The 23047-nt window shown below is 52.7% G+C and carries 27 protein-coding genes; 10 read left to right on the top strand and 17 right to left on the bottom strand.

The window, feature by feature from the left end; all coding sequences use genetic code 11:
- Positions 1 to 35: 35 nt before the first annotated feature.
- From DXY38_RS09870 to DXY38_RS09850, 5 genes are all read right to left on the bottom strand, one after another.
- A complete protein-coding gene (locus DXY38_RS09870; protein WP_006853418.1) occupies positions 36 to 623 on the bottom strand; it encodes an inorganic diphosphatase in 588 nt (195 codons plus the stop codon).
- A 90-nt stretch (positions 624 to 713) separates the two neighbouring features.
- Positions 714 to 2240 carry a carboxypeptidase M32 gene (locus tag DXY38_RS09865; RefSeq protein ID WP_115071509.1) on the bottom strand — a complete coding sequence of 509 codons (1527 nt, stop codon included), beginning with the start codon at positions 2238 to 2240 and terminating at the stop codon, positions 714 to 716.
- A gap of 106 nt (positions 2241 to 2346) precedes the next feature.
- Positions 2347 to 2631 carry a DUF6737 family protein gene (locus tag DXY38_RS09860; RefSeq protein ID WP_371411006.1) on the bottom strand — a complete coding sequence of 95 codons (285 nt, stop codon included), beginning with the start codon at positions 2629 to 2631 and terminating at the stop codon, positions 2347 to 2349.
- Positions 2580 to 2813, bottom strand: coding sequence for a hypothetical protein (locus tag DXY38_RS14005; RefSeq protein ID WP_115071620.1), 234 nt, complete (start codon positions 2811 to 2813; stop codon positions 2580 to 2582). Before DXY38_RS14005 ends, DXY38_RS09860 begins: the two co-directional genes overlap by 52 nt.
- A 60-nt stretch (positions 2814 to 2873) precedes the next feature.
- Positions 2874 to 3161, bottom strand: a complete 288-nt coding sequence (locus DXY38_RS09850; RefSeq protein ID WP_115071507.1) for a hypothetical protein — start codon at positions 3159 to 3161, stop codon at positions 2874 to 2876.
- Positions 3162 to 3252: 91 nt separating this feature from the next.
- Here DXY38_RS09850 and DXY38_RS09845 point away from each other — a divergent pair, with 91 nt between their 5' ends.
- From DXY38_RS09845 to DXY38_RS09835, 4 genes are all read left to right on the top strand, one after another.
- Complete coding sequence (locus tag DXY38_RS09845; protein ID WP_115071506.1) at positions 3253 to 3552, top strand: 4a-hydroxytetrahydrobiopterin dehydratase; 300 nt, start codon at positions 3253 to 3255, stop codon at positions 3550 to 3552.
- Between the two features lie 8 nt (positions 3553 to 3560).
- Positions 3561 to 4637 carry a GTP-binding protein gene (locus DXY38_RS09840; RefSeq protein ID WP_115071505.1) on the top strand — a complete coding sequence of 359 codons (1077 nt, stop codon included), beginning with the start codon at positions 3561 to 3563 and terminating at the stop codon, positions 4635 to 4637.
- A gap of 84 nt (positions 4638 to 4721) precedes the next feature.
- On the top strand, positions 4722 to 4871 hold the full coding sequence (locus tag DXY38_RS13735) for a hypothetical protein (protein WP_170952915.1): 150 nt from the start codon (positions 4722 to 4724) through the stop codon (positions 4869 to 4871).
- A gap of 257 nt (positions 4872 to 5128) precedes the next feature.
- Entirely contained in the window at positions 5129 to 6667 is a 1539-nt protein-coding gene (locus DXY38_RS09835; RefSeq protein ID WP_115071504.1) for an iron ABC transporter permease, read from the top strand.
- A gap of 181 nt (positions 6668 to 6848) precedes the next feature.
- Here the strand turns inward: DXY38_RS09835 and DXY38_RS09830 are convergent, their stop codons facing one another.
- From DXY38_RS09830 to DXY38_RS09815, 4 genes are read right to left on the bottom strand one after another with little or no spacing between them, the layout of a single operon-like run.
- Positions 6849 to 7784 (bottom strand): lysylphosphatidylglycerol synthase domain-containing protein, encoded by a 936-nt coding sequence (locus DXY38_RS09830; RefSeq protein ID WP_115071503.1) that lies wholly within the window; start codon positions 7782 to 7784, stop codon positions 6849 to 6851.
- A complete protein-coding gene (gene larC / locus DXY38_RS09825; protein WP_115071502.1) occupies positions 7778 to 8989 on the bottom strand; it encodes a nickel pincer cofactor biosynthesis protein LarC in 1212 nt (403 codons plus the stop codon). Before larC ends, DXY38_RS09830 begins: the two co-directional genes overlap by 7 nt.
- Positions 8986 to 9624, bottom strand: coding sequence for a hypothetical protein (locus DXY38_RS09820; RefSeq protein ID WP_006853430.1), 639 nt, complete (start codon positions 9622 to 9624; stop codon positions 8986 to 8988). The genes larC and DXY38_RS09820 overlap by 4 nt, the downstream gene beginning before the upstream one ends.
- Complete coding sequence (locus DXY38_RS09815) at positions 9624 to 10280, bottom strand: hypothetical protein (protein WP_115071501.1); 657 nt, start codon at positions 10278 to 10280, stop codon at positions 9624 to 9626. Before DXY38_RS09815 ends, DXY38_RS09820 begins: the two co-directional genes overlap by 1 nt.
- Positions 10281 to 10367: 87 nt before the next feature.
- Between DXY38_RS09815 and DXY38_RS09810 the strand changes: the two genes are divergently transcribed.
- Complete coding sequence (locus tag DXY38_RS09810; protein WP_244279091.1) at positions 10368 to 11150, top strand: hypothetical protein; 783 nt, start codon at positions 10368 to 10370, stop codon at positions 11148 to 11150.
- Here DXY38_RS09810 and DXY38_RS09805 read toward each other — a convergent pair.
- Entirely contained in the window at positions 11116 to 11421 is a 306-nt protein-coding gene (locus tag DXY38_RS09805) for a hypothetical protein (protein WP_115071499.1), read from the bottom strand. The genes DXY38_RS09810 and DXY38_RS09805 overlap by 35 nt on opposite strands.
- A 60-nt stretch (positions 11422 to 11481) precedes the next feature.
- On the opposite strand from DXY38_RS09805, the gene xth reads away from it, so the two are divergent.
- Positions 11482 to 12306, top strand: coding sequence for an exodeoxyribonuclease III (xth, locus tag DXY38_RS09800; RefSeq protein WP_115071619.1), 825 nt, complete (start codon positions 11482 to 11484; stop codon positions 12304 to 12306).
- 2 nt (positions 12307 to 12308) lie between these two features.
- Here the strand turns inward: xth and DXY38_RS09795 are convergent, their stop codons facing one another.
- Positions 12309 to 13781, bottom strand: a complete 1473-nt coding sequence (locus DXY38_RS09795; protein ID WP_115071618.1) for an FAD-linked oxidase C-terminal domain-containing protein — start codon at positions 13779 to 13781, stop codon at positions 12309 to 12311.
- Between the two features lie 136 nt (positions 13782 to 13917).
- Here DXY38_RS09795 and hemL point away from each other — a divergent pair, with 136 nt between their 5' ends.
- The 3 genes from hemL (at position 13918) to DXY38_RS09780 (ending at position 17417) form a co-directional block, all read left to right on the top strand.
- Entirely contained in the window at positions 13918 to 15219 is a 1302-nt protein-coding gene (gene hemL, locus DXY38_RS09790; RefSeq protein ID WP_115071498.1) for a glutamate-1-semialdehyde 2,1-aminomutase, read from the top strand.
- Positions 15220 to 15224: 5 nt separating this feature from the next.
- A complete protein-coding gene (locus DXY38_RS09785; RefSeq protein ID WP_244279090.1) occupies positions 15225 to 16454 on the top strand; it encodes a carbohydrate porin in 1230 nt (409 codons plus the stop codon).
- Positions 16455 to 16544: 90 nt separating this feature from the next.
- Positions 16545 to 17417: a DUF481 domain-containing protein gene (locus DXY38_RS09780; protein ID WP_244279089.1), complete on the top strand. Its 873-nt coding sequence runs from the start codon at positions 16545 to 16547 to the stop codon at positions 17415 to 17417.
- A gap of 547 nt (positions 17418 to 17964) precedes the next feature.
- On the opposite strand, the gene DXY38_RS13500 is transcribed toward DXY38_RS09780, so the two are convergent.
- Both DXY38_RS13500 and DXY38_RS09765 read right to left on the bottom strand, forming a co-directional pair.
- Positions 17965 to 19230 carry a calcium-binding protein gene (locus DXY38_RS13500; protein ID WP_136988109.1) on the bottom strand — a complete coding sequence of 422 codons (1266 nt, stop codon included), beginning with the start codon at positions 19228 to 19230 and terminating at the stop codon, positions 17965 to 17967.
- A 430-nt stretch (positions 19231 to 19660) separates the two neighbouring features.
- Positions 19661 to 20155, bottom strand: a complete 495-nt coding sequence (locus DXY38_RS09765; protein ID WP_115071494.1) for a YajQ family cyclic di-GMP-binding protein — start codon at positions 20153 to 20155, stop codon at positions 19661 to 19663.
- A 316-nt stretch (positions 20156 to 20471) separates the two neighbouring features.
- Here DXY38_RS09765 and DXY38_RS09755 point away from each other — a divergent pair, with 316 nt between their 5' ends.
- Positions 20472 to 20714: a hypothetical protein gene (locus tag DXY38_RS09755; RefSeq protein ID WP_115071492.1), complete on the top strand. Its 243-nt coding sequence runs from the start codon at positions 20472 to 20474 to the stop codon at positions 20712 to 20714.
- Between the two features lie 43 nt (positions 20715 to 20757).
- Here the strand turns inward: DXY38_RS09755 and DXY38_RS09750 are convergent, their stop codons facing one another.
- The 4 genes from DXY38_RS09750 to DXY38_RS09735 all read right to left on the bottom strand — a co-directional run bounded on the left by DXY38_RS09750 (position 20758) and on the right by DXY38_RS09735 (position 22647).
- The gene (locus DXY38_RS09750; protein WP_244279088.1) at positions 20758 to 20943 is read right to left on the bottom strand and encodes a hypothetical protein; all 186 of its coding nucleotides are present in this window, start codon (positions 20941 to 20943) and stop codon (positions 20758 to 20760) included.
- Between the two features lie 347 nt (positions 20944 to 21290).
- Positions 21291 to 21635, bottom strand: coding sequence for a hypothetical protein (locus DXY38_RS09745; protein ID WP_115071490.1), 345 nt, complete (start codon positions 21633 to 21635; stop codon positions 21291 to 21293).
- Positions 21636 to 21759: 124 nt separating this feature from the next.
- Positions 21760 to 22155 carry a hypothetical protein gene (locus DXY38_RS09740; protein ID WP_136988107.1) on the bottom strand — a complete coding sequence of 132 codons (396 nt, stop codon included), beginning with the start codon at positions 22153 to 22155 and terminating at the stop codon, positions 21760 to 21762.
- A 255-nt stretch (positions 22156 to 22410) separates the two neighbouring features.
- Complete coding sequence (locus DXY38_RS09735) at positions 22411 to 22647, bottom strand: hypothetical protein (RefSeq protein WP_006853444.1); 237 nt, start codon at positions 22645 to 22647, stop codon at positions 22411 to 22413.
- Positions 22648 to 23047: the final 400 nt, after the last annotated feature.

The raw sequence follows: 23047 nt of genomic DNA, 5'->3' as shown, positions 1-23047 counted from the left end.
ACAGGAGCGCTCTATTCAATAGAAGCTCGCTGATATCAATCCACAAGTTTTGGATCAATCTCAGCAACATACCGAGCTTCACAGCTCTTGATGATCTCTACGGCTTTTTCAGTACCAAAGAATCCATTCACTGTGCAGGTGCCAGGCTTTTTCAGATCCTTGTAATGCTCCCAGTAGTAAGTGGTTTCCTTTTTCCATTGCTCACCAAGATCTTCGAAGCTCTTGATGTGATCAACACGCTTGTCATCTGCCAAAACGGCGATCACCTTGTCATCAACCTCACCACCATCATCAAAGGTCATGATGCCGATAATCCTTGCTTCCACGATCGAACCAGGAATTAAGGGTTCGGTCACGTTCACGATCTCAATATCGAGAGGATCTCCATCCTCATCCCAAGTGCGAGGAATACAGCCATAGGCAAAGGGATAAGCCAGAGAGGAGTACCCAACCCGATCCAGCTTGAGATGGCCTGTTTCCGTAATGAGCTCGTACTTGTTGATCGTGTTGGAGTTCAGCTCCACGATGGTGTTGAGGCGTAGCTCAGCCTCATCAGCAAAGGCCGGCAGCACATGAAGCAGGTTGGGCATGCTGCGGCTTGGAGCCTGGTCGAGATTGGCCATGGGAGAGGACGATCAGCGCCGGAATCCTACGGGGGCCCGACCCCCAACCCAAAGCACGCATCCGTGCCGCACGCGTAACGCTTGCGTGCTTTAACGTCGCTTCGCAGCCAAAAGTTGCGCGAGTTTTTCTTCCAGGTAACGCAAGAAGGGTTCAGAGGTCAGCTCCCGACCACTCACGCTCTGCACCAATTGTTCCGCATTCATCGCCCGTCCGACGGGATGCACAGACTCCCTCAGCCAGGCCAGCAAGGGTGCAACGTCACCATTGCGAACATGCTCCTCAGGAGAACCAATGGCTGCGGCCATCGCCTCACTCAGCTGAGCACTGATCAAATGTCCGAGCAAATACGAGGGGAAGTATCCGAACAGTCCTTCGCTCCAATGCACATCCTGGAGGCAGCCCTCAGCATCGTTGGAGGGAGTCACGCCCAGAAGCTCCCCGTACTGCCGATTCCATTCAGCAGGGAGCTCCTCCACCGAAAGGCCTTGCTCGAGCAAAGCAATCTCTAGATCCGTTCGGATCAAAATATGCAAGCCATAGCTGAGCTCATCGGCCTCGACCCGATTCAGACCAGGAGCCAACGGGTTCATCGCCCTCCAAAGAGCGTCTGCTGATGCGAGCGGAGCCCCGGCAGCCTCAAAATCCTGCCACCACTGCTGCGCGAACGGCCGACTTCTGGCAACCCGGTTTTCCCAAAACAACGATTGACTTTCATGCACGGCCATGGATGTCGCTTGCCCCAGAGGCCAAGCGAACCATTGATGCGACTGATCAGGAAGGCCCTGCTCGTAGAGAGAGTGGCCCCATTCATGGGCTGTGGCCAAGAAACAGGAGAGCGGTTGCCCTGGAACAACTCTTGTCGTGATCCTGTAGTCGCTTGGACCAAGCGTGATCGAGAAGGGATGGGGAGATCGCGCCACACAAGTAATCGACGCGTCCCGTCCCCAGGAGGTCAACAACCTGTCGCAGAGTTGTTGCTGAGCTGGTTCAGGAAGATCCCAACTGAGTTCTCGCTGACGTGGCTGCCCACCCGCTCGTTGCAACAATTCGGGCAAACGCTGCCGAAGTGGTGCAAACAAGGCCTGCAAACGCTTCAACGTGAGATCGGGCTCGAAGGGCTGAGCCAGGGTTTCCCAACAACTACGCGGCTCTGCAAGCTGTCGTGCCTGTTCCTGGCGCAATCCAATCATGGTGCGCAAAGAGGGAGCAAACAAACCGAAATCGGAGTCAGCCCTTGCTTGTTGCCAATTGTTGTAACCCTCGGCTTTCGCCGTTGCCAACGCTGCCACCAACGCGGGATCTAAGGCCTGTTGCCTGGCCAGATCCTGTTCAAGCAAATCAAGATTTCGACCACACGCGGCCTGCTCCGTCTTTGAAAGATCTGACTGGTTCCACTCGACACGGGCTTCCTGAATCAGCTCGGCATACTCCCGAGAGCTCTGCCGGGAATGCAATTGAATCGCGAGGAGCGCCAACTGCTCTCCACGCCAGGAAGCCCCGCCAGAGGGCATGCGGGTGTTTTGATCCCAGTACAGCGTGCTCGCAATGGAGCCAATGATTTTGGTCTGATGCAGGTAATCGCCTAACCGATCCCAGGCCGTGGTCCTGGATCCCATCTGGGCTCCAACGCTGATTGAACCCTATACAGCCCGGTGCTTTGAGGTGAAGACACCCACACATTTCAGCGAAGCAAATTAACCACACCCGGGGTGGTGATTGGGTTCAAGGCAGGGGTTGAATCTCCTCTTGCCTTCTGTACGCAGTGGGCACAAGCACCAGAAACAACATCCACCAAGCCAAAATCGCCATGGTTACGGGAAGCGTGATCCAAAGGCGATGAAGAAACAGCCAGCTGCCAATCGAGATGACACAGCCTGTGAGCACGATGCTCCAGGGCTGACACCACCACGGTTTTAAGGCCCAAAAAGCAACCGGCTGTTGATTCACGTTCAGACCTACTTTTTCCGGCAATAACCAGCACCAACATTCATCCAACCGGAGGCGCAAGCTTCACCATTTGTTGGACTCATTTCATAGTAAATCGGTGATACGCAAGTGGTACCAAGAGTATTCACGTAACCCAAGGGACACTGATCGTGACCCTTTGCTTTCGGGATCTTTTTCTGCGCTAAGGCGTTGGTGGGTGCGACCAAAGACAACAACACCCCGAGGGCAAACAAACGAACCATCAAAGTTGCAACAACTTTGGGCACCATAGGGATGACATTGCTGGGAGGCAAAGCAACGACTCATTTTTTGCGGCAATAGCCACCTCCCACATCCACCCATCCGGATGGGCACGATCGGCCGTCGATGGCCTGGACCGTGTAGGTCATCATTCCAAGCGTGGTGCATTTGCCATTAAGCATGTCCACATAGCCCAAAGGACAACGGCTCTCGATCTTTTTGACAATGCGCTGCGCCGAGGCGGATGGCGCCTGACAGGCCCAGATGACAAGCGCTGCTGTGGGAAGGAGTGAGCTCACAACCCAGACCCGAACAGAGGACGAACGACCAAGCAAGGGGGCCATCGCCATGGGCAATCAAAACGCTTTAAAACATTAGGTCGGTTCTCCCAGTGGATGGGCTCTGAACCAAACTTCAGACACCCAAGATCCGGTTTCATCCATGTCAAAGCAAGCCGTTTTGCTCGATGACGCGGCACGGGGGAGCCTTCGCTCTGCTTGCCCTGCCTGGACCATTGCTGATGATGGGCTGGAAAGAGAGTGGCGCTTCCCCTCCTTCGTTGAAGCCTTTGGCTTTATGACTCAGGTTGCACTCCTGGCCGAACGCGCCAATCACCATCCCGAGTGGAGCAATGTCTACAACCGTGTCACCATTCGGCTAACGACCCATGATCTTGGTGGACTGTCCAGCTGTGATGCCGACTTAGCACAAGCGATCGACTCCCTCCCCGCAACTTTTTAAATCCGGCCATGTCAGCGACTGCTTCCAACCAGATCATTGAAACCAACGGCACACCTGTCACCATTCTCACTGGATTTTTAGGGGCCGGAAAGACCACCCTTCTCAATCACATTCTCAGCAATCAAGACGGACTCAAAACGGCTGTTCTCGTGAATGAGTTTGGCGAGATTGGTATCGACAATGATCTTGTGGTGAGCACTAGCGCAGACATGGTGGAGCTCAGCAATGGCTGCATCTGCTGCACGATCAATGGTGAGTTATTGGAAGCCGTTGAAAAGATTCTGAAGCACCCAGATCCCTTGGATTATTTGGTTGTGGAGACCACAGGCCTTGCCGATCCACTTCCTGTCGCGATGACATTTCTGGGCAGTGAATTAAGAGATCAGACGAGACTGGATTCGATCATCACCCTGATTGATGCTGAAAATTGCAATGACCGCGTTTTTGAAAGTGAAGTTGGGCGCTCCCAAATCATTTACGGAGACATCCTTCTCCTGAACAAAACTGATTTGGTGCCTAAAGAACGCGTTGAAGCGTTGGAAGAAAGCCTGCGCAGTATCAAGAAAGATGCCCGAATCCTCCATTCCGTCAAAGGAGAGGTTCCCTTGCCCCTGCTGATGAGTGTCGGATTGTTTGAAAGCGATCGCATCGCAAACTCAGCCGATCACGACCATGACCATGACCATGACCATCACGACCATGACCATCACGGCCATGGGCACGCGCATCACGGTCACGACCATGGTCATGACCATGAAAGCCATGCTGACCATCTCGACATCGAGGGCTACACCTCGCTGTCATTTAGTAGCGACGGACCCTTCTCCCTGCGCAAATTTCAAAACTTCCTCGACAACCAACTGCCCGAGAGCGTTTTTCGTGCCAAAGGCATCCTTTGGTTCAACGAAAGCGAAAAGCGCCATGTTTTTCACTTGGCTGGCAAACGCTTTTCTATCGATGACAGCGAGTGGGATGGCCAGCGCAAAAACCAGTTGGTGTTGATCGGTCAAGAGATGGACCACAGCACCCTGAGGAGGCAACTTCAAGCCTGCGTTGCCAAAGATGCCGGCAAAGGTTTTTCCTAAACCAATCCCCTTCACACGTTTCGTTCAACCTGGATGTCGAAACCCAATCAAACTGATTAGAGTTTCACCAGCTTTGAGTTGGCGATGTTGGAACTCACCCTTCTCGGGACTGGTTTCATTTTGATTGGCATCGTTCTTTGGTACTCGGCCAACTCTGACGATGACGACAACAGTGGCGGTGGCTTGATGGAGCCCGCACTCGTACCGATCCCTGTTCGGAATTACCGCCGCTGACGGCATCATTTGAGCCCCCTTCCATCTCTCAGCCCAGGATTTTCATCGCTGGGAGGCCCGAACCAACCAAGCCACTCTTGAGTACTGTTCTCAACAGGCTCGTGGTGCGAATGCAGGTCAATAAGAATCCATTCCGTCAACGGGGACATGACTGCATTCCCTTCTTGTGAAGGCCCGAGCCGTTGGCCTCGCTCCATTGGAATGGCTCCATTGCCATCGCTCGCTTGGTTGATCGCTGTGGTTGAGCGCTACCACTCATGACAAGCAAGAGCTTGCAAAGCCAGTGGCAGCAGGGAAGGACTTTGTTGGCGACCTTGGCCTGCCTCCTCGCCGCGCTCGCGCTCTTTCCCCTGGGCGGATTAATTGGAGAGGGGGTCAGGGGCCTCCTTCTTGGCACAGCCAGCCTGGGAGCCGATGGTCTAGTCCAAATCCGTGGAACAACGCTCCTGCTGCTTGGAACCGCGAGTCTCGGGGCCATTCTTGGCTCAGCCAACGGCTGGCTTCTCGCCAATTGCCGCTTCCCCGGCCGACGCCTTCTTCGGATTGCTCAGCTGCTCCCACTCGCCAGCCCTTCGTATCTCTTAGCGGCAACGCTGGTTGATCTGGGCAGCATCCATGGGATCCGAATTCATGGCCTGAGCTGGGGGGTGCTGATCATGGCCTTAAGCACCTATCCCTATGTTTTCCTTCTCAGCACTGAAAGCTTCAGCATCTGCGGACGCCGTCAGCTTGAAGCCTGTCGATGCCTAGGCGTGGGGCCATGGGAAAGCTTTCGACGCATCGCTCTGCCGATGGCTCTCCCTGCCATCGGAGCCGGAATCGCTCTGATGGGAATGGAGGTGGTCAACGAACTTGGGGCCGTCCAACTCCTGGGCATTCCCAGCCTTTCCGCTGGCATTCTCCAAGCCTGGCAACTCGAAGGGAACCCAGCAGGAGCGGTCGGACTCGCCCTCGTCACGCTGATCATCGTGACGGGACTGTTGATCGGCGAACGCAAACTGCGGCGTCGAAGCCGTCGATGGTCTGAAGGCCTCACAGGTGGAGAATCCCCGAATTGGACTCTCACCGGAACGAGAGCCTTGGCCGCTCAGGCCTTGGGATTCATTCCCCCGTTTCTCAGTCTTGGTACACCCTTGATCTGGGCCTGCTTGAACCTTGATCAACTTCAAACCGGTTTACAACCAGAGCTGTTGCTGTTGACCTTGCGCAGTCTTGGGCTCGCCCTTGCCGCGGCAGGTTTGGCCTTAGCAGCGGCCTTGCTCCTGGCGATCACAAAGCGCTGGACCACTGCCCCTTGGATGCACAGCCTGACCTTTCTCGCGGGGCTCGGGTATGCGATCCCAGGGGCCGTCCTCGCTCTGGCCCTCCTCCTCATCGGTGGGCCCTGGCAGCTCTCACCCATCCTGCTGTTGCTTTGGGGCTACAGCGATCGCTTTCTTGCCGTTGCCAAAGGGGGACTTGATGCCGGCTTGGAACGCATGTCACCCAGCCTGGACGAGGCAGCCACTGGCCTGGGCTGTCGCTGGCCGGATGTGCTCCGTCGCATTCACATTCCCCTGCTGCGGGGCCCGCTCGCGGTCGGTGCCCTGCTTGTCTTTGTGGACACGGTGAAGGAACTTCCGCTGACCTTCGCGCTTCGCCCCTTTGATTTCGACACTCTTTCCGTGCGCGTTTTTCAATATGCGAGCGACGAGCGGCTTGCGGCAGCGCTTTGGCCTGCCTTGATGATCCTTGGACTCGGCCTCATTGCTGCAGCAGCCCTGGTGCCAGGCCTCGACCACACAACTGAGACTTAATTCTTCGGCAAAGCAATGGGGTCACACAAATCCAACCAGGGACAAACCTGCCGTTGACCACCTGTTCCTAGTGCTTTTCCAGAGATGCCACTGGAATTATCCGATGCTTGGGAAACCGCTGCGGAAAACTCTTCCAGCGAATCGGCAATTCAGGGAGAGGCCACACCATCAGAACAGCCGATCAAACGCGAACCTTTGCCGTGATCCAGGCATCACCCTTCACAGCAGCAGCAGCGATCAGATCCGCCAAGGTGACAAGCAATCGGTAACTAAGAGCCACGGCAAGCAGGGGAGCCTCCGGCACAATCGTGCCGATACGAAATAACAGAACCACCTCAAACACCCCCAACCCTCCAGGAGCAGCAGGAACGACCAGACCTGCCGTCCAGGCAAGGGCAAAGGCCGCAAGCCAAAGGCCTAGGGGCTGCCCAGACACGAGTCCGAACGTTTGCAAGCAGCACCAAAACCCAGCAAATCGACAGAGAACAAACAGCAGTTCGGAGACGAGGGGCCACCAGGGGTACGACGCTCGACCACTGCCCAGATCCTCATCCTCAATGGAGGTCGTCGTGCCTGGGTCCACTCGATTGAGCTGACGCAACTTGCTGGTCTCCAACCGTCGCAACAAAGGCTCCCGCCAACGTGGCAGCAGCAGCAGAGAAGGAAGAACGCAGAGCAACGCCAAACCGTTTTGAAACCCACCGAACGGCACCCAAAGCAACGCAGCAACGGCCATCACCATGGGCTCCATCAACACCGAAACCAAAGCCTTGCCGCCACCAAGATCAGGCCGGAGAGCACGAAACCGATCAAGGAAATGCCAGATGCCACCAGGCAAATATTTGAGCAAGTTGCTTCGGAGATAGAGCGGCACCAAGGCCAAGCGCTCCGGTTGATGTCCGAGCCAAATCACCAAGACCTTCCAAGCCAGGGCATTGACGACCAAGCTGAGCCAACTCAAACCAAGCCCCAATAACAACCACCACCATCCCTGTCGGCTGATGGTGAGGGCACGCAATCCTGTGGCATGGCTCGCCAACGCCGCACCCACAAAGGCGAGGGTCAACAGGGTGATCCAAAGCCGTAAACCACCTGGCAAAGAAAGCCGTTTCAACACTGCCAGTCCTCCTCGGGCACAAAAGCAAGTGTCTCGCGAGAAAGGCGCTCCCGAAGCTCCATCACGGTGAGACCAGCCTCAGCAGAGACGCGCTGGAGCTCATCTTGCTCCCACTTCAAGGTGAAGGTCCCATCTGGACGGCGCGTCTGCTTAGCGCGAATCATCCCCCAAGGGGTGGTGCTTGTCCCACAACGACGGGGCAACACCCAGCGCCCCTGTTCTCGCTCCCTTAAGCCGATGGTTGGACTATGGCGCCACCACACCTGCCGTAAGGCCGCAGCCTGATTTGGTGTTGTTAGGGCCATCACAGCAGTACCCGGCCTTTGCTTTTTCATCAACACGGCTCCTTGAACCACGTCCAATGCACCAGCCAAACGCAAGTGCTGAGCCAGGCTTGCCAGCTCTTCGGCCGTGGCATCGTCAATCCAAGCCTCCTGCACCACAAGCTCCTGCCAACCAGGCTCTGTTCTGGTCGCATCACGAATGTGCATCATGCGCAGCAGGTTGGGACGGTCCAAAGACCGATGGCCAAGGCCAATGCCAACGGCTTCAACCTCCATCCTGGAGGGACGATGAAAGTGATCTGCCAACACCGCCATTAAGGCCAGACCGGTGGGCGTGGTGAGCTCAGCCGCAGGGAAATTTTCCCCGGTGAGGAGCGGCAGCTGATGGCGCTTTGCCAATTCGAGAACCGCTGGAACTGGAACAGGCAACACCCCGTGGGCCGTCGTCACCCGTCCGTGGCCTGCTGGGGGTGCTGTGCAATAAATCAAACCCGGGGAAAGGTGCTCAATTCCAGCGCAGACGCCGATCACATCCACCAAGCTGTCGATGGCCCCGATCTCATGGAAATGAACCTGATCTGGAGCACAGCCGTGCACCGTGGCTTCCGCATCAGCCAGGGCCTGAAACACCTGCAAAACCTTGGTTTTCAGGGAAGGTGAGAGCGAAGCATCCGAGATCAACTGGCGTAAATCTGACCAGCGACGATGGGGTGGATTGGATTCCTCGCTCCTCACCGTGAGCCGAAGACCACGCAAGCCACCACTCTTGGATTCCTCCACGTTGAGTGCATAGGCCTTGGCGAGGCCAAGAGCCTGCAAGGGCTGATGCACAACCGACTCGGGCACTCCTAAATCCAGGAGTGCCGACAACAACATGTCCCCGGCAAGCCCCGTTGGACAATCAATGACCAGCGCACTCATGCTGGCTCTGGTGGCATGCCGTCCAGCAACCTGTCGGCGATTGATTCAATCTCAGTTCGCCGCGAACGCAGAAGCTGCTCCACCTCCCGACGTGCCCGTCGTTGCTCGCGCTGAGCCGTGTCGACATCTTGTCCTGACACGCCCCAGATGCGTCCCAATAAAGCCCTGTCATCTTCACCACCTTGAGGGGGTCCCTCGAGCAATGTCTCTGCAGCCATCCCGGCCTGAAGGACGCGGCTCCAGCGACGCAAGTCTTCCAGAGACAACCGGGCCCGGTCGGGCAGTGCAAATTCAGTGACACCGTTACAGCGCAACCCCGCCTTCAGGCAGCCACGGGTTCCGACAAGAACCCTTTTGACCTCAAGATTCTCCTCTTGGGCCACCAACCAGTGACCTGCCTCGTGAAACGCGACTCTGCGCAATCTGTTGCGTCCGCCGGGCAGGGATTCCGCCAACAGGTGACCTCCCATCCCATTCAACTGAGCGGCATCGACGGTGAGGCCCAATAGGGCCCCTCCCAAGCCGAGAGCAATCCAAGCCGGCGACAGTCCGATCAATGGTCCGAACACAGCCAACCCGGTGGCACTGGCCACCGCGACACCGGCCGTGGTGTTGAAGGTGGGGGAAGAGGGCATCAGGTCTTGGCAGGTCGGGAACGAGCACCTCCCTTACGGGAACCCTCCCGACCTTTTCCGCCTCGCGTCGGCATCGGTGCAATCACTTCCACAGCCTCTACGGCGAGGAGCTGTCCTTGACGTCGCACATCCAAACTGACGAAATGTCTTAGATGCTCGAGGGGCAGCTCTCCAGTGAGCTGAACTTTGAACGGCAACGGGCGGAATCCGTCAGCGCGAGGCTGCTGCCGCACCTTCACCACAAGCTCATTGGCTTCTGGCTTGGTGAAAATCAATTCCCCGCGAATCGAGAAAAAATCGTCGCCTTCGGGCAGTTGATCCAACGGGTCCTGGACCTCGGATGCCGAGGCCTCCGAGGTTTCAGCTGTCGCTAGCGTGCTCGGCTCCCAAATCCCTGCAATTTGAAGATGCAGCTGCTCAGACTCACGGCAGCGGGGGTACACCACCCAAAGGTGGGGCGTTGTCATGTCGAGATGACGACGCATGAGAGTCAGCATCCTGCCAAGAACGACAGTCTCTAATTCATTGCCATCGGAATCAATCAAGACTCCCCGGGTCAATTGATCCTCGGATTCCGGTCGGTAGATACCCCTAACAACACCGATCGCCCGGTACTGGAGGGGTTCTGTAACCGGGGAAATCGGATGGTCGCGCATTGCTGTCAGTGGCTTCCATTTGCCTGTGACGACTCTAGCCAGCTCGAGGGATTCGATTCAGAGTGGTCCCAGCACTCCCCATGCAGATTGGCCAGCGCTAACCGACAACAGGCGGTTCGAAATCGATGGTTAATGGGGTTGGGACTTCCTTTGGCCCTGATCACAGGCTGGTTTGTAGCCCAGTCACTCAATCAAAATCCAACGGGGAACCAGCAGACCAAGGTGCCGAAAGCCAAGGCGCAGCAGGCCCTGGAGTCAGAGCAAAGGCTGGAGCGACTCGCCCTCTCCCATCCACGAGATTGGCGTTGGCGCTTGCTCCTGGCCCAAAGGAAGCTCCAAGGGGGGGATCGCGATGGCGCAAGGCGCGAGCTCATCACCCTTCAAGCCCTGTGGCCCAATCGGCCAGAGGTCCAAAACCTCCAACTGCTGTTGGATGTGGGAACAAAGCGTCAGGCCGCCGCTTTGAAACAGACAAGCGATCGTTTCCAGCAAACCCCCAAAGGTCAAAGACTCTTGCTTGGATTGCGCCTGGCGGATCTGCAACGTCTCTCCGGACAAGACAACGCAGCCATGGCCACCTATCGCCTGATCGCCACAGAGTCTCCCAAGAGCATGCAGCCTTTGCTTGCCCTCGCCCTTCTCCATCGAGACAAGGGACAGAATCAGCAATCGCAACAGGTCCTGCTCAGTGCCCGAAACAGACTGTCTGGCAGCGAACAGGACAAGCAAACCCTCGATCAGTTAGCCGTGCGCTGGCAACTTGATTCCTTCCGAAACAGTGAGGACAGCACTGCAAAACGTCGTGCAAGCGTGCTGATCCCTCCCACCTCTCCGACTAAGGCGCTGGCTGGGACGACTCCAGAGCCCTAAGGGCCGCATCAATGGCATCGGCAGGAGGTGTGGCGTCATTCATGGCATTCGCCCTACGCAACCGATTCATCAATTCCATGGGGTTGGTGGCATCAAGCACCGACTCCTGGTTTTTCTGGCCGGGCACGGTCTGGAACACGTCACGCTGCTGGGGAGACTGATAGCCACTACTCATCGGGCTTTCCTGAGCCAAACCATCCACGCAGGTGACCAGCGAAATAGCACTGATGAACCCAAGCAGATGGGGTCGGAACGGGGTCAGCGATGGCACGTTCTCAGCTCCCAGATAACGGCCTGATGCTAAGGGTCACCTTTGGAAGCCGCATCATCCGTGCAAATCGCCAGCTGGAATGTCAATTCCGTGCGAACCCGACTGGATCATGTTCTGAATTGGCTTGAGCGCTCGGAAGCAGACCTGCTGGCATTGCAGGAAACCAAGGTGGATGATCCTCAATTCCCGCTAGAGCCTTTTCTCGAGAGGGGTTATCAAGTTCAGATTCATGGACAGAAGGCCTACAACGGCGTTGCGCTGATTAGTCGCACCCCTCTGGACGATGTACGCATGGGCTTCAGCGCAGAACTTGTGGACGACAGCGAAGCCGAGGAACTTGGTGCTCAAAAACGCGTGATCAGCGCTCTGATCGATGGCGTTCGCGTGGTGAATTTGTACGTCCCCAATGGATCGAGTCTCAAATCGGACAAATACAGGTACAAACTCACCTGGCTGTCCTGTCTGGAGCGCTACCTAAAGGCCATCCAAACCAGAGATGAACCGCTCTGCGTGGTGGGAGATTTCAACATCGGTCTTGAAGCGCGAGACCTCCCTGATCCCGATCGCTTATCCGGGGGGATCATGGCCTCCGATCGCGAACGCAACGCGTTGCGAGCAGCCTTAGGTCCCGATCTCCAGGACGCCTTTCGTCTGTTTGAGCCGAACAGCGGCCATTGGAGCTGGTGGGATTACCGCAGTGGTGCTTGGGACCGAGACCGTGGCTGGCGAATCGATCACGTCTATCTCGATGAAACCCTTCGGGACGTCGCACGAAGCTGTTCGATCGATAAGCAAGAACGTGGACGGCTCCAACCCAGCGACCATGCACCTGTGATTGTTGACCTGGCCTGGGACTTGGAGGACGACGAAGAGGTTGAGGACTGATTTCAGTAGACAATGGCTTCTTCAGGAAGCGATCGTCCTTCTGCCTGCAATTGCACGGACCGTCGCATCGACTCGCCACAGGTCTGCGGAGTCGGAAAAATTTTTCCGGGATTGGCACGGCCAAGCGGATCAAAAGCCAGCCGAACCCATTGCATGCTGTCCAGATCTTCAGCGCTGAACATTTGGTCGAGAAAGCAGCGTTTATCGCTGCCAACGCCGTGCTCACCACTGATGCTGCCGCCGACCTCCAGGCAAAGGTTCATGATCGCGCCTCCGAGGGCTTTCACCCGTTCATTCACACCCTGCTCTGAAGCCCGATACAAGATCAGCGGATGCAGGTTGCCATCACCGGCATGAAACACATTCGCCACCACCAATCCGTGCTCCGCACTGAGCTGATCAATGGCCTTGAGAACCCTTGGCAGAGCCGTGCGCGGGACCACACCGTCCTGGAGGTAATAGCTGGGGCATTGCCTGCCAAGCGCTGAAATGGCACTTTTACGCCCTTTCCATAGACGGGCCCGATCCTCTTCACTCCAGGCTTCCCGGATAGCGCCGGCCCCAGCCTCTCGACAAAGGTCGGTGGTGACCGTGACAGCTTGCTTGACCTCTGGTTCCTGGCCATCCAGCTCAATCAATAAAACCGCTCCAGCCTCCGGCGGATACTCCTCTTCTCCAAACGCTTCGTTCACCGCCTTGATGCAGGTCTGGTCCATGATTTCCAACCCAGCTGGCAACACCCCAGCGCGCGTGATCAGGCGCACAGCCTCTCCAGCCGCCTGCATGGAAGAGAAGTCGGCGAGCAACACCGCTACAGCATCCGGGGCATGCAGCAAGCGAAGCGTGATCGCCGTAGCAATTCCAAGCGTGCCCTCACTTCCAATAAACACGCCCCGCAGATCCAGTTCAGCCGCATCGCACAACGCGCTGCCAAGGCGTGTGGGTGTGCCATCCGGCAGCACAACATCCAAAGCGAGCACATGGTTGCTGGTGACGCCGTACTTCAAGCAGTGCACGCCACCAGAATTTTCAGCCACATTGCCGCCGATGCTGCACACCACCTGACTGGAGGGATCTGGCGCGTAATAAAAGCCATCACCAACAACCGCACGGCTCACCCAACTGTTGATCACACCGGGCTCCACCGTGATCGTCTGATTGGCGAGATCAATATCAAGAATGCGACGCATGCGGCTGGTCACAACCAACAGCGCGTCTTGCTCCACCAACGCACCACCGGAAAGCCCGGTACCACTCCCTCGAGCCACAAAGGGAATGCCGTGACGGTGGCAACAGGCCAGGATTTGGGCCACCTGATCAGCCGTTTCTGGCAACACCGCAAGCTTCGGCATGTGCCGATCCATGGTGAGACCGTCACAGTCGTAAGACAACAATTCCTGGCGCCTTGCGACGACTGATTTCGACGGAAGGAACCCTCTCAATTCCCGCTCAAGCGCTGGCCAGTCGTAATTCACGGATGACGTGCCGAACTTCAGCAACCTAGGCAGTTTTGTCAGCAATTCTTAGGCTTCAACTACATAAAAAACACATCGGGCCGTTCTTGGGTCAAGATGTTGCACGGTTTGCAATTGCCCATTGGCTCCCGTCCCCGTGACTGCTTCCACTCTGAACACCAGCCACTCCCAGGCCATTTTCAGTGCTGCCAAGGCTCTGATGCCTGGTGGCGTGAGCTCTCCGGTGCGCGCCTTCAAGTCGGTCGGCGGGCAACCCATCGTGTTCGATCGGGTCAAAGGCCCTTACGCCTGGGATGTCGATGGCAATAAATATGTGGATTACATCGGCAGCTGGGGGCCAGCCATCTGCGGTCATGCCCATCCAGAGGTCATCAGTGCTCTTCAAGAGGCCATTGAGAAAGGCACAAGTTTTGGTGCTCCCTGCGCCTTAGAAAACACCCTTGCGGAGATGGTGATTGAAGCCGTCCCCAGCGTGGAAATGGTGCGCTTTGTGAACAGCGGCACCGAGGCCTGCATGTCGATGCTGCGCTTGATTCGCGCGTTCACTGGGCGCGACAAGATCATCAAGTTCGAGGGCTGTTACCACGGCCATGCGGACATGTTCCTTGTCAAGGCTGGTTCCGGTGTGGCAACGCTCGGCCTACCCGACTCCCCCGGAGTACCACGGAGCACCACAGCCAACACGCTGACAGCTCCCTACAACGATTTGGAGTCGGTCAAACAGCTCTTCGCTGAAAACCCCGACGCCATTGCCGGCGTGATTCTTGAGCCAATTGTTGGCAATGCTGGGTTCATCCAACCTGAGCCAGGATTTTTGGAGGGGTTGCGAGAACTCACCAAAGAAAACGGCGCACTTCTAGTCTTTGATGAAGTGATGACTGGTTTCCGTATCAGCTACGGAGGAGCTCAAGCTCATTTTGGAGTGACTCCAGATCTCACAACGATGGGGAAAGTGATTGGTGGAGGTTTGCCCGTTGGGGCCTATGGCGGTCGCAAAGACATCATGGAGATGGTGGCTCCAGCTGGTCCTATGTATCAAGCAGGGACGCTGAGCGGCAATCCATTAGCGATGACGGCTGGAATCAAAACACTCGAGTTGCTCAAGCAGCCAGGAAGTTACGAGAAACTGACTGCAACAACGGAACGCTTGATTCAAGGAATCCTCGATGCGGGCCATGAGGCAGGGCTTCCGATCACCGGGGGCAGCGTTGGCGCCATGTTTGGTTTCTTCCTCTGTGAAGGTCCAGTTCGCAATTTCGAAGAAGCGAAAACAACCGATTCCGTACGGTTTGGACAGCTGCACCGAGCGATGCTGCAACGCGGTGTTTACCTTGCACCGTCGGCGTTTGAAGCGGGCTTCACGTCTCTTGCCCACTCCGATGAAGACATCGACGCGACCATCAAGGCATTCCGAGAAAGCTTCGCTGCAATCGCCTGAATCAAGTGAAGATCACGGCTCTAGGTATCGCGAATGCGATGCTGAGCTTTGGTCTTTTGATGACTGAAGCACACGCAAACGAAACGGAAACATCTCAACCACAACCTGCTTGGGTTGATTTAACTCTGGATTTCACCGCCCAACCGGTGGTGGGAATTGCAGGAGGACTGGAGCCTTCAGCCAGCAGTTGGATGCAACAAGTTGCGGCAGGACTCACCCTCGGCACTGGCCTGAACAAAAATCGAAGCGACTGGACATCTTTGGATCACTGGCGAATTCAGCTCGAACTGAGTCAGTTCACAGGCAATTCAAAACTCAATGAAGAATTAGGGACCCATTATCCACTGCAAAGCCTAGTCAATCCAACAGGAACATGGATCACACGAGCATCATTAGAACGAATAGAAGGGGAAAACGAGATCGACTGGAGCATGAATGCTGGCCTGATTTCAAAGGGAAACAATGTAATGGAAATACCAGCCCTCGATTACTACACAAATTACACCTTAACCACACCCTATAACTTATCGATAACCGGCCTTCCAGCCACGCCACTTGTCGCAACAGGCATGCAAATAGGCTTGCATCACAAACAGTTAGGGAGCGTCGATTACGCATACTACAACTTAAACAAGACACATCAAATCGCAACCTCACTTGGGGTTACTCCGTTAACACCGGAGCTGGAAGGAACTCTTCAAGTTTTCCAGTGGTCGCTCAATCCATTAGCCAATCCACAACAGACAAGGACAGAATCAAAACAAAATTTACCCGATCCGCTCATTCAATTAGGCGGCTATATTGCAGCCACTGACTTAAACATCAACACTGATAGGAATTTAGGCGATGGCACAAACCGTGGGATTTATGGAACGATCACATGGCCATTATCCCTACCCATCGGCAACGAAAGCAAAATCTGGATATCCAGCAGCCTCAGTTTAAATCCAAACAACAACCCATTAATCAGCTATACCGCTGGAGGACTGCTCAGCCAAGGCATTCTGCCTGGAAGACCCTTGGATATACTGGCACTAGGATTTAACCGAAGTGGTTTCAGTCAAAGCGTTAACCCAAACCAAAGCTACGAAGGGGTCATAGAACTCAACTACAAGATTCAAATCTCAGAAAGCCTGCAAATACAGCCACTCATGCAATGGATCGTCAACCCTTCTGGGATAGGATCTCGTCCAACAGTTTGGGCAACAGGAGCTCAAATCAACCTCTCCATTTAAGATCGCATGAAAATACAGGGATCAAGCCTAATCTCTATTTTGAGACAGGCCGCTAGCTTCTCAATAGCTTTCAATGCAACAGCATTGCTAATGCTCGATACCAGCATGCGCAGCAGCCTTGCAGAAACTATTACACTGATTCTGAGCAATGGTGACAAAATTCAAGGAAAATTAGTTAAGAGCGAAAGCACTGATAATGTGACCGTAATTGATCATCCAAGCTTAGGCAAACTGCAAATCAAATCCGCTGCCCTGAAAAGCAAGCCAAAAAAAAAGCACTGGACAGGAAGCCTCTCAGCTGGAATAACAGGAACAAATACAGATCGTGATTACGACCTCGACAGCACATTTCAACTGATCACACAATATAAGGATGAAAAGAATCTTCTCTCCTTCAAAGCAAATACAGAGTACGGACTTACAAAAAGCACCAATCAAAAAGAAGGGTCAACAGACACCAACCAAGGACAGGTTGACTTGCGTTATTCATATGGTTTTTCAGGAAAATTGAGCGCCTATTCATCCAACTCCTATGAGTACGACATGCTAAATCAGGTCGGCCAAAATAATCTCGTTAATTCAATTGGACTTGGGTATGACCTAATCGCAACAGATACCACAACTCTCAATGTATCAGCAGGACCTTCGGCCCAGAGCCTCTGGGGAGGAAGATTTTGCACAGCTGACAAGGACTGCGGAAAAACTTACCCAGCAAGCACTGCTCGAATCAGTTTCGACTGGCTTCCTAACAACTACTTCAACCTGTCTCTCAGCAATCAGTTCACAAATGCCTACATCAATGGCTTTTCTCCGAGCAACAATTTCTCAGGAACCATCAAAATCTATCCCTTAGGGGACAAAAAACTATTCACATCCCTAAACGGACAATTTATCTACAATTCTCTCACGTCACCAAAAGTTGACAATAGCTTTTCATTGCAACTTGGCACGCAACTTTTTTAATCTTGCTTTGAAACAAATGAAAAATAGTGGAATTCATTGGGCTAGGAAAGGGGCTTCGGCCTAACGCAACTTCGTTTCACTCCACCGCAAAGCAAGCCATAGACACGGGCACACCAGACCTAACCGAATGAGCATCCAAATTCATGATTAACGACACCCACCAGCCATCTCGACAAGCAAGTAGCACGATTGGCCCCTGAGATCACAAGAAAAATGTTCATTAAGCATAAGAATCCATAGGAAGTTTTTGGCAATGGGTGCTTAATCAAAAGCCAAAGAGCTCTTGGTAGCAATTCATGTGAAAGACTGCACAAGATCTACCCAAAAATAATTTCTCGCATGATTGATACATAAACCACAGAACAGCAACATCCTTTCTGAACTTAATAGTAAAAGAGCACCATGCAGGCTCTCCCTGAATCAAGCAGCAAGATGCTCTCCACAGAATTGAATCCAATCATGGAAACAAAACAAAGCCAGCAATCAAGCTGCTGACTTTGTATGTTGAAAAATTAATCATACAAACTGAATTCAAACAGAGAAATTGCTAGTTCTCTAAAACTATTGAAGACAATGTCAATGGGTTTTCTGTAGAAAAGGACACAAAAGTCCTCAAGTCAGAATCAGTTGTCGAGATCCATGTTCCCGCATTGCCCTCCGGCATAATGACTAAACGACCTCCAAACTTGTCAGAGTCGATATAGATGAAATCACCCATAGCAAAATCTTCGATCGAGTCCAAGCCATTGCTCAAATAGAAGGAATCGTCACCAGGACCACCAACCATTAGATCATCTCCTTCACCTCCGTATAAGAAATCATCACCCATTCCTCCAAATAATCGATCGTGGCCTGCATCACCCCATAGAGTATCGGCCAACAAACCGCCCCTAATCGTGTCATCACCTTGAGCACCATGGATCTGGTCCATTCCAGGACTATTGCCATCATTCCCAAGATGATCACCAGTCAACAAATCACCATCACGACCTCCCCAAACAAGCATATTTTCATAGCGAGAATTAACTCCAACACCATTTTCAGCCCACTTAAACTGATGATAAGTATTATCAGCAGAATCACGAATCAAATTATAATTATAAGTACCATATTCACCACCTTCACCATAAGCAGGCTGCAAAATATAGTCCTTATTCAGAAAAATTTTCTCTTTCCTCCAGCCATCAGGCAATACAGCCTTATCAAACTGCTGTTCAACTTGTGCGGCATCTTCAACACCAGAAGCATGCATGATGTATCCATTTCCATTGGAGTCATAAATTCGATATCGCTGTATAGGTGCAGCATTAGGATCATTGTTTTGATTAGCCCAGAATTTCATATTCTGAGCCTTAAAATTATTAGTAATTTTTATAACGCCTTCAGGGGGAGTCGTCGTAAAATAACCTGCATAAAAAGGGCCCTTGCTAGAAATTTCAGAATATTGTTCTGACGAATACGGCCACATCGCATTTTGAGCAAAAGACATCGCAGCCCATGTGTATCCCTCAGGATTACTGGGATCATCCGATGTAGAGATGTATTCAGTTTCGCCTAAAGGAACCCCTGGCGAAGAAATAAAATGAGACTGATTAAACTGAAGATAGCGAGTTGTATTTTTAAGATAAGGTGCTGGTGGCTGATAATCCGTCCAGGCATCAGCCGTCATGACAGAATCGCCACTTACCGAAGGGTCTTGGCCACCCTTATATGTATTTATGTAGTTTCTAATATTACCGGCAGGAGGAAGAATAGGTGAAAGGTCGAGGATCTCGTAAGCCTCAGAAATATCAGTCCAGTAAGAACCTGACATGCGACATTCGTTGAAAAATTATATTCTAGACAATGATCTAGAGAAATCACTAGGCAAAAATACGACGAACAGCGAAACCTTAAGCATCACTAAAGGTTAACACAAAGGCCGCCATTTGCATCAAAGCTTTCGCTCCAAGAAAGAGGCAAACCAAACCAACAATATTTATTAGAATCGCACTATTTTAAAATGTGACAACCAAGACCAAGGGAAACACGAGGAAACAAAAGACTCGACTTAGCAAACAATATCCTCGATCAGTAACAAGTTTTCCCAAAAGATTACCTAAACATACTTGATTTACTTAAGAGCAGAATAACGATCCCGTCCAAGAAAGTCGTCCAATCAGCGGTCTACCAGAAATGAATAGTTCCTTAGCAGAATCGATACTTGCGCATTACAAATATATCTTTTGTATCGCAGAATAGAACTAGCGGTAGTTTTCAAACTGTAAAGGAACATCCAGTTCGTCTTCTTTTGCTTTTACTAATTGAATGGCAGCCTGAAGGTCGTCCTTACTCTTACCAGTAATACGAAGACTTTCCCCTTGAATCGCAACCGTGACCTTCTTCAATTCATCGCGAACCATTTTGCTCAGCTTTTTCGCCAACTCTTGACTCAGACCCTTTCGCAATTGAATAACCTGCTTCACGCGATTACCCCCCACAGCCTCAGGCGTCTGAAAGTCAAAAATCTTCAAAGAAAGATCACGTTTCGTTGCTTTAGTCCTCAAGATATCTTCAACAGCCTGCAATGTCATGTCACTGGCTGTTGTGATAACCACTTCCGTTTCGGCTAGATCAATCTCAGTACCCGAGTCCTTAAGGTCATAGCGATTTCCAACATCCCGGCGGACTTGATCCAGAGTATTGACCAGCTCCTGGCGGTCAAAATCAGAAACCACATCAAATGAATATGACGCCATAGTGCTGTGCTGCTGTTCCGAACAGGTCTTTGCTCAACTTACTCACGGTGAGCGATCGTGGCAGTCTGAACAAACAAACTCACAGCATCTCGGCTGCTTTTGGCGCTCAAAAGCAGAGTTGCGGGCCCAAATGCCTAAAAAACAGTCGGAAGGTCGATGATTATGGCGCACAAGCCAGTGGGCGATTCAACAATGATCCTCAAAACATTGAGTAAATGTTATTTTCACAAAAGAATTAACAAAGAATTCACATCAAAACCCAAGCAAGTCTAATTTATAATCAAAAAACTTACTCACGCAGGCTTTCAGACTCTCCATGACAACACCACTTGATCAAGCGCTCCTCATTGCCAATGAGATGGAAAAACTTGCTGATCAACTGAAGCCTGCAGTGATTCGAGCCGCTCGTTCAGATGATGAGGGACGAAAAAATCTCGACCGTATTGAATATGTCCTTGGAACGATTGGGAAAGCTCTGATCCTTACTGACTACAGCGTGGATGAACAAAAAGATCTCGATAAACTCGAAGAGTTCAGAGAACTTCATGGAAAGCAGTGAGGCCGAGGAGCCCTAAAGCTCCCTGCTCAAGCAGGGATCAAAATTAGGGAATGGGCTCATCGGATGCAGCTTGTTCTAAGTCTTTCCAGGTCAAGTCAATGAGGGGGAGCGCCTCATCAATTTCTCTTTTCACGCCAGAGGCTTCATCACTTAGCCCCTGCTCGATCAGCTGCTGGTATTTCTTGTATTGATTGACCCAGATCAGGATCGTGGGGGTGCTGTTCGTCATGCTTCTAGGGTGGAGCGACATTCCAGGACATCCCATAGGCAGAGGATGTAGGGGAAGGGCCTTTGGGCATCAGATCAACCCTAAAGGTAATCGATTCATAGGCGAGGAAGGCCTGAATGCTCGAGAGCCCACATACCCAATAGCGAATAGAGCTGCCATCGAGGGGTTGCGATGGCCATTTAAGTAAAAAAAAAAGCGATGCCTCAGAGAAGCGAACTGGCCAAAAAGTGTTCTCAAAGGGTCAACTCTGAACCCAAGCTTGCATCGAGACAACATATTTGAAGATGTTTAAAAAGCCTCATCCATCACATCTACGAATCAAAAGATGAAAAGCCTAAAGAAGTGACCTAGAAGTCATGTTTTTCACCTTCAACCACCATCGCCACCAATAAGGGCCAGTAGCGATAGCTCGCCCGAATCAAAAGGGCCCAAATCAACCAGAGAAGCCAAAAATTGACGCTCTCATCAATGGCCTCACGACAGTTCTGTTGCAAGCGCGTTGCCTCAGGGCCTGAAACTTGCTCTTGCAACGACCGATTCATGGCTGCACACACCCTTCCAGCCGGAAGGCGGAACAATTCTGCAGAAAGCCAGGCCGGAGCTAAAGCCACGGGAATAGAAACCAACCATCTGCCGACAAATCGCTCTAACGAACGACTCGGCACGATGCGTCTCGGCTTGGGAGAAGGCATCAAACGCCAATCCAGACGCTCACTGTCCTGAAATTAGAAACGGCTGGTCAACAAGACCAGCGCATTGACATCAAGCGAAAGCTTTTCTGTTGGACACTGATTGACCAACCACGCGGTACACCGTTTAAGAACTCAGCATCACACAACTCGATTCAAGGAAGTCTGGATGATTGCGCCGGTAGGTTGAGGCATCCTCTGCCCAAAACTCACTCCAACCGGCAGTTCCAACGTAATTGGTGTATAGCCAAGCGCCGTTGCGGCCAAAGTTCATCCAAGGACTCTCAGGCGTTTGACGGGTCGGGCTAAAAAACGTCATCGATCCACCACTCAGGGTGCCTGGCCAACGTTGATTCCCATAAACAACGACCGCCTTTGTTGGATTTTCCTTGGAACGATCAACACTTACCTCACCAAGCGGGCCGCAGCGATACCTCACCGACTCCAAGGCGAGAGCACGCCCTGGGAGAGTGCATACAACCACAAGCAACGACCAACGGGCCATGTTGTGCCATGACGTCATGGGGCATCGACCTGAAAGGGCCATTCTCCCATTAACAAACGCGATCACATTGCCAGCCAACAAACAAACAAACAATCGGCTAAAAAACAGTCCAGCACTCACCTATCAGGAACTCAAAAGCGACTAAAATCAACGATTTAGCCCGATATTTCAAGCCAATTTAATGAGCATCAGACGACGTACTTCCACACTCAACGTAGACACAAACTCAATCAGATTATGGATGATTGACCCCGAATCACATGCGACTGATAATCATGTTTGACGCTTAAATGTGTAACAACCGCCGTGGTAACCCGTGAATGGCTGGGCATAGGTAATCAATTCCCACCCCTGCTGTCCAAGCTCATTCATCAGCCCCACCAAAGTGACATCATGCTGTGGGTTCCTTCGAGAAATCAGCTGCTTTTCATCAAGCCAAAGCTCTTCAATTTCTCCAGTCCACGACTTTCCTTTCGGAACAAAACGCAATTGCGTGTATTCCCAAGTCATGGAGGTCAGTCGTCATCATGATGACTGTAAAGCAAAGATCGAGCTGACTAACCCTAGAAAGCACAATCTCAATGCACTTCAACGATGACAGCGCAACTCAAGCGTGAGCAGCCACAGGCCGATGCCGCAAGGCTGCACAGGCAGGGGGAGCGAGCAGGCCTCTGCCCTCAGCCAACGACAAACACGGCCGTTATGAACACGGCAGAAATAGCCGCTAGAAAACTGCCGATACCAGCAGCTTGAATCAAGTTTGGGCTCATCAGAAATCCTCGATGCCCTTGGTATGGCTCAAGCCAAGCTCTGACATCAAGACTTGTCGTGAAACGGAAACGAAAAAGCAATCAGAAACGGAGAGGCCGCCCCTCCCGGATGGAAGAGACGGCCTAGCTCGCTCGTTTAT

Origin of the sequence: Synechococcus sp. UW179B (genome assembly GCF_900474245.1) — a bacterium.
Classification (GTDB): domain Bacteria; phylum Cyanobacteriota; class Cyanobacteriia; order PCC-6307; family Cyanobiaceae; genus Synechococcus_C.
The sequence above is the reverse complement of the archived record's forward strand: the minus strand, read 5'-3'. Positions and strand labels throughout refer to the sequence as shown.

Bases quoted from the DNA above. Each gene is read 5' to 3' on its own strand.
- DXY38_RS09870 (WP_006853418.1), bottom strand. From the start codon at position 623: ATGGCCAATCTCGACCAGGCTCCAAGCCGCAGCATGCCCAACCTGCTT.
- DXY38_RS09865 (WP_115071509.1), bottom strand. From the start codon at position 2,240: ATGGGATCCAGGACCACGGCCTGGGATCGGTTAGGCGATTACCTGCAT.
- DXY38_RS14005 (WP_115071620.1), bottom strand. From the start codon at position 2,813: ATGGTTCGTTTGTTTGCCCTCGGGGTGTTGTTGTCTTTGGTCGCACCC.
- DXY38_RS09850 (WP_115071507.1), bottom strand. From the start codon at position 3,161: ATGGCGATGGCCCCCTTGCTTGGTCGTTCGTCCTCTGTTCGGGTCTGG.
- DXY38_RS09845 (WP_115071506.1), top strand. From the start codon at position 3,253: ATGTCAAAGCAAGCCGTTTTGCTCGATGACGCGGCACGGGGGAGCCTT.
- DXY38_RS09840 (WP_115071505.1), top strand. From the start codon at position 3,561: ATGTCAGCGACTGCTTCCAACCAGATCATTGAAACCAACGGCACACCT.
- DXY38_RS13735 (WP_170952915.1), top strand. From the start codon at position 4,722: ATGTTGGAACTCACCCTTCTCGGGACTGGTTTCATTTTGATTGGCATC.
- DXY38_RS09835 (WP_115071504.1), top strand. From the start codon at position 5,129: ATGACAAGCAAGAGCTTGCAAAGCCAGTGGCAGCAGGGAAGGACTTTG.
- larC (WP_115071502.1), bottom strand. From the start codon at position 8,989: ATGAGTGCGCTGGTCATTGATTGTCCAACGGGGCTTGCCGGGGACATG.
- DXY38_RS09820 (WP_006853430.1), bottom strand. From the start codon at position 9,624: ATGCCCTCTTCCCCCACCTTCAACACCACGGCCGGTGTCGCGGTGGCC.
- DXY38_RS09815 (WP_115071501.1), bottom strand. From the start codon at position 10,280: ATGCGCGACCATCCGATTTCCCCGGTTACAGAACCCCTCCAGTACCGG.
- DXY38_RS09780 (WP_244279089.1), top strand. From the start codon at position 16,545: ATGCTCGATACCAGCATGCGCAGCAGCCTTGCAGAAACTATTACACTG.
- DXY38_RS13500 (WP_136988109.1), bottom strand. From the start codon at position 19,230: ATGTCAGGTTCTTACTGGACTGATATTTCTGAGGCTTACGAGATCCTC.
- DXY38_RS09765 (WP_115071494.1), bottom strand. From the start codon at position 20,155: ATGGCGTCATATTCATTTGATGTGGTTTCTGATTTTGACCGCCAGGAG.
- DXY38_RS09755 (WP_115071492.1), top strand. From the start codon at position 20,472: ATGACAACACCACTTGATCAAGCGCTCCTCATTGCCAATGAGATGGAA.
- DXY38_RS09750 (WP_244279088.1), bottom strand. From the start codon at position 20,943: ATGACGAACAGCACCCCCACGATCCTGATCTGGGTCAATCAATACAAG.
- DXY38_RS09745 (WP_115071490.1), bottom strand. From the start codon at position 21,635: ATGCCTTCTCCCAAGCCGAGACGCATCGTGCCGAGTCGTTCGTTAGAG.
- DXY38_RS09740 (WP_136988107.1), bottom strand. From the start codon at position 22,155: ATGACGTCATGGCACAACATGGCCCGTTGGTCGTTGCTTGTGGTTGTA.
- DXY38_RS09735 (WP_006853444.1), bottom strand. From the start codon at position 22,647: ATGACTTGGGAATACACGCAATTGCGTTTTGTTCCGAAAGGAAAGTCG.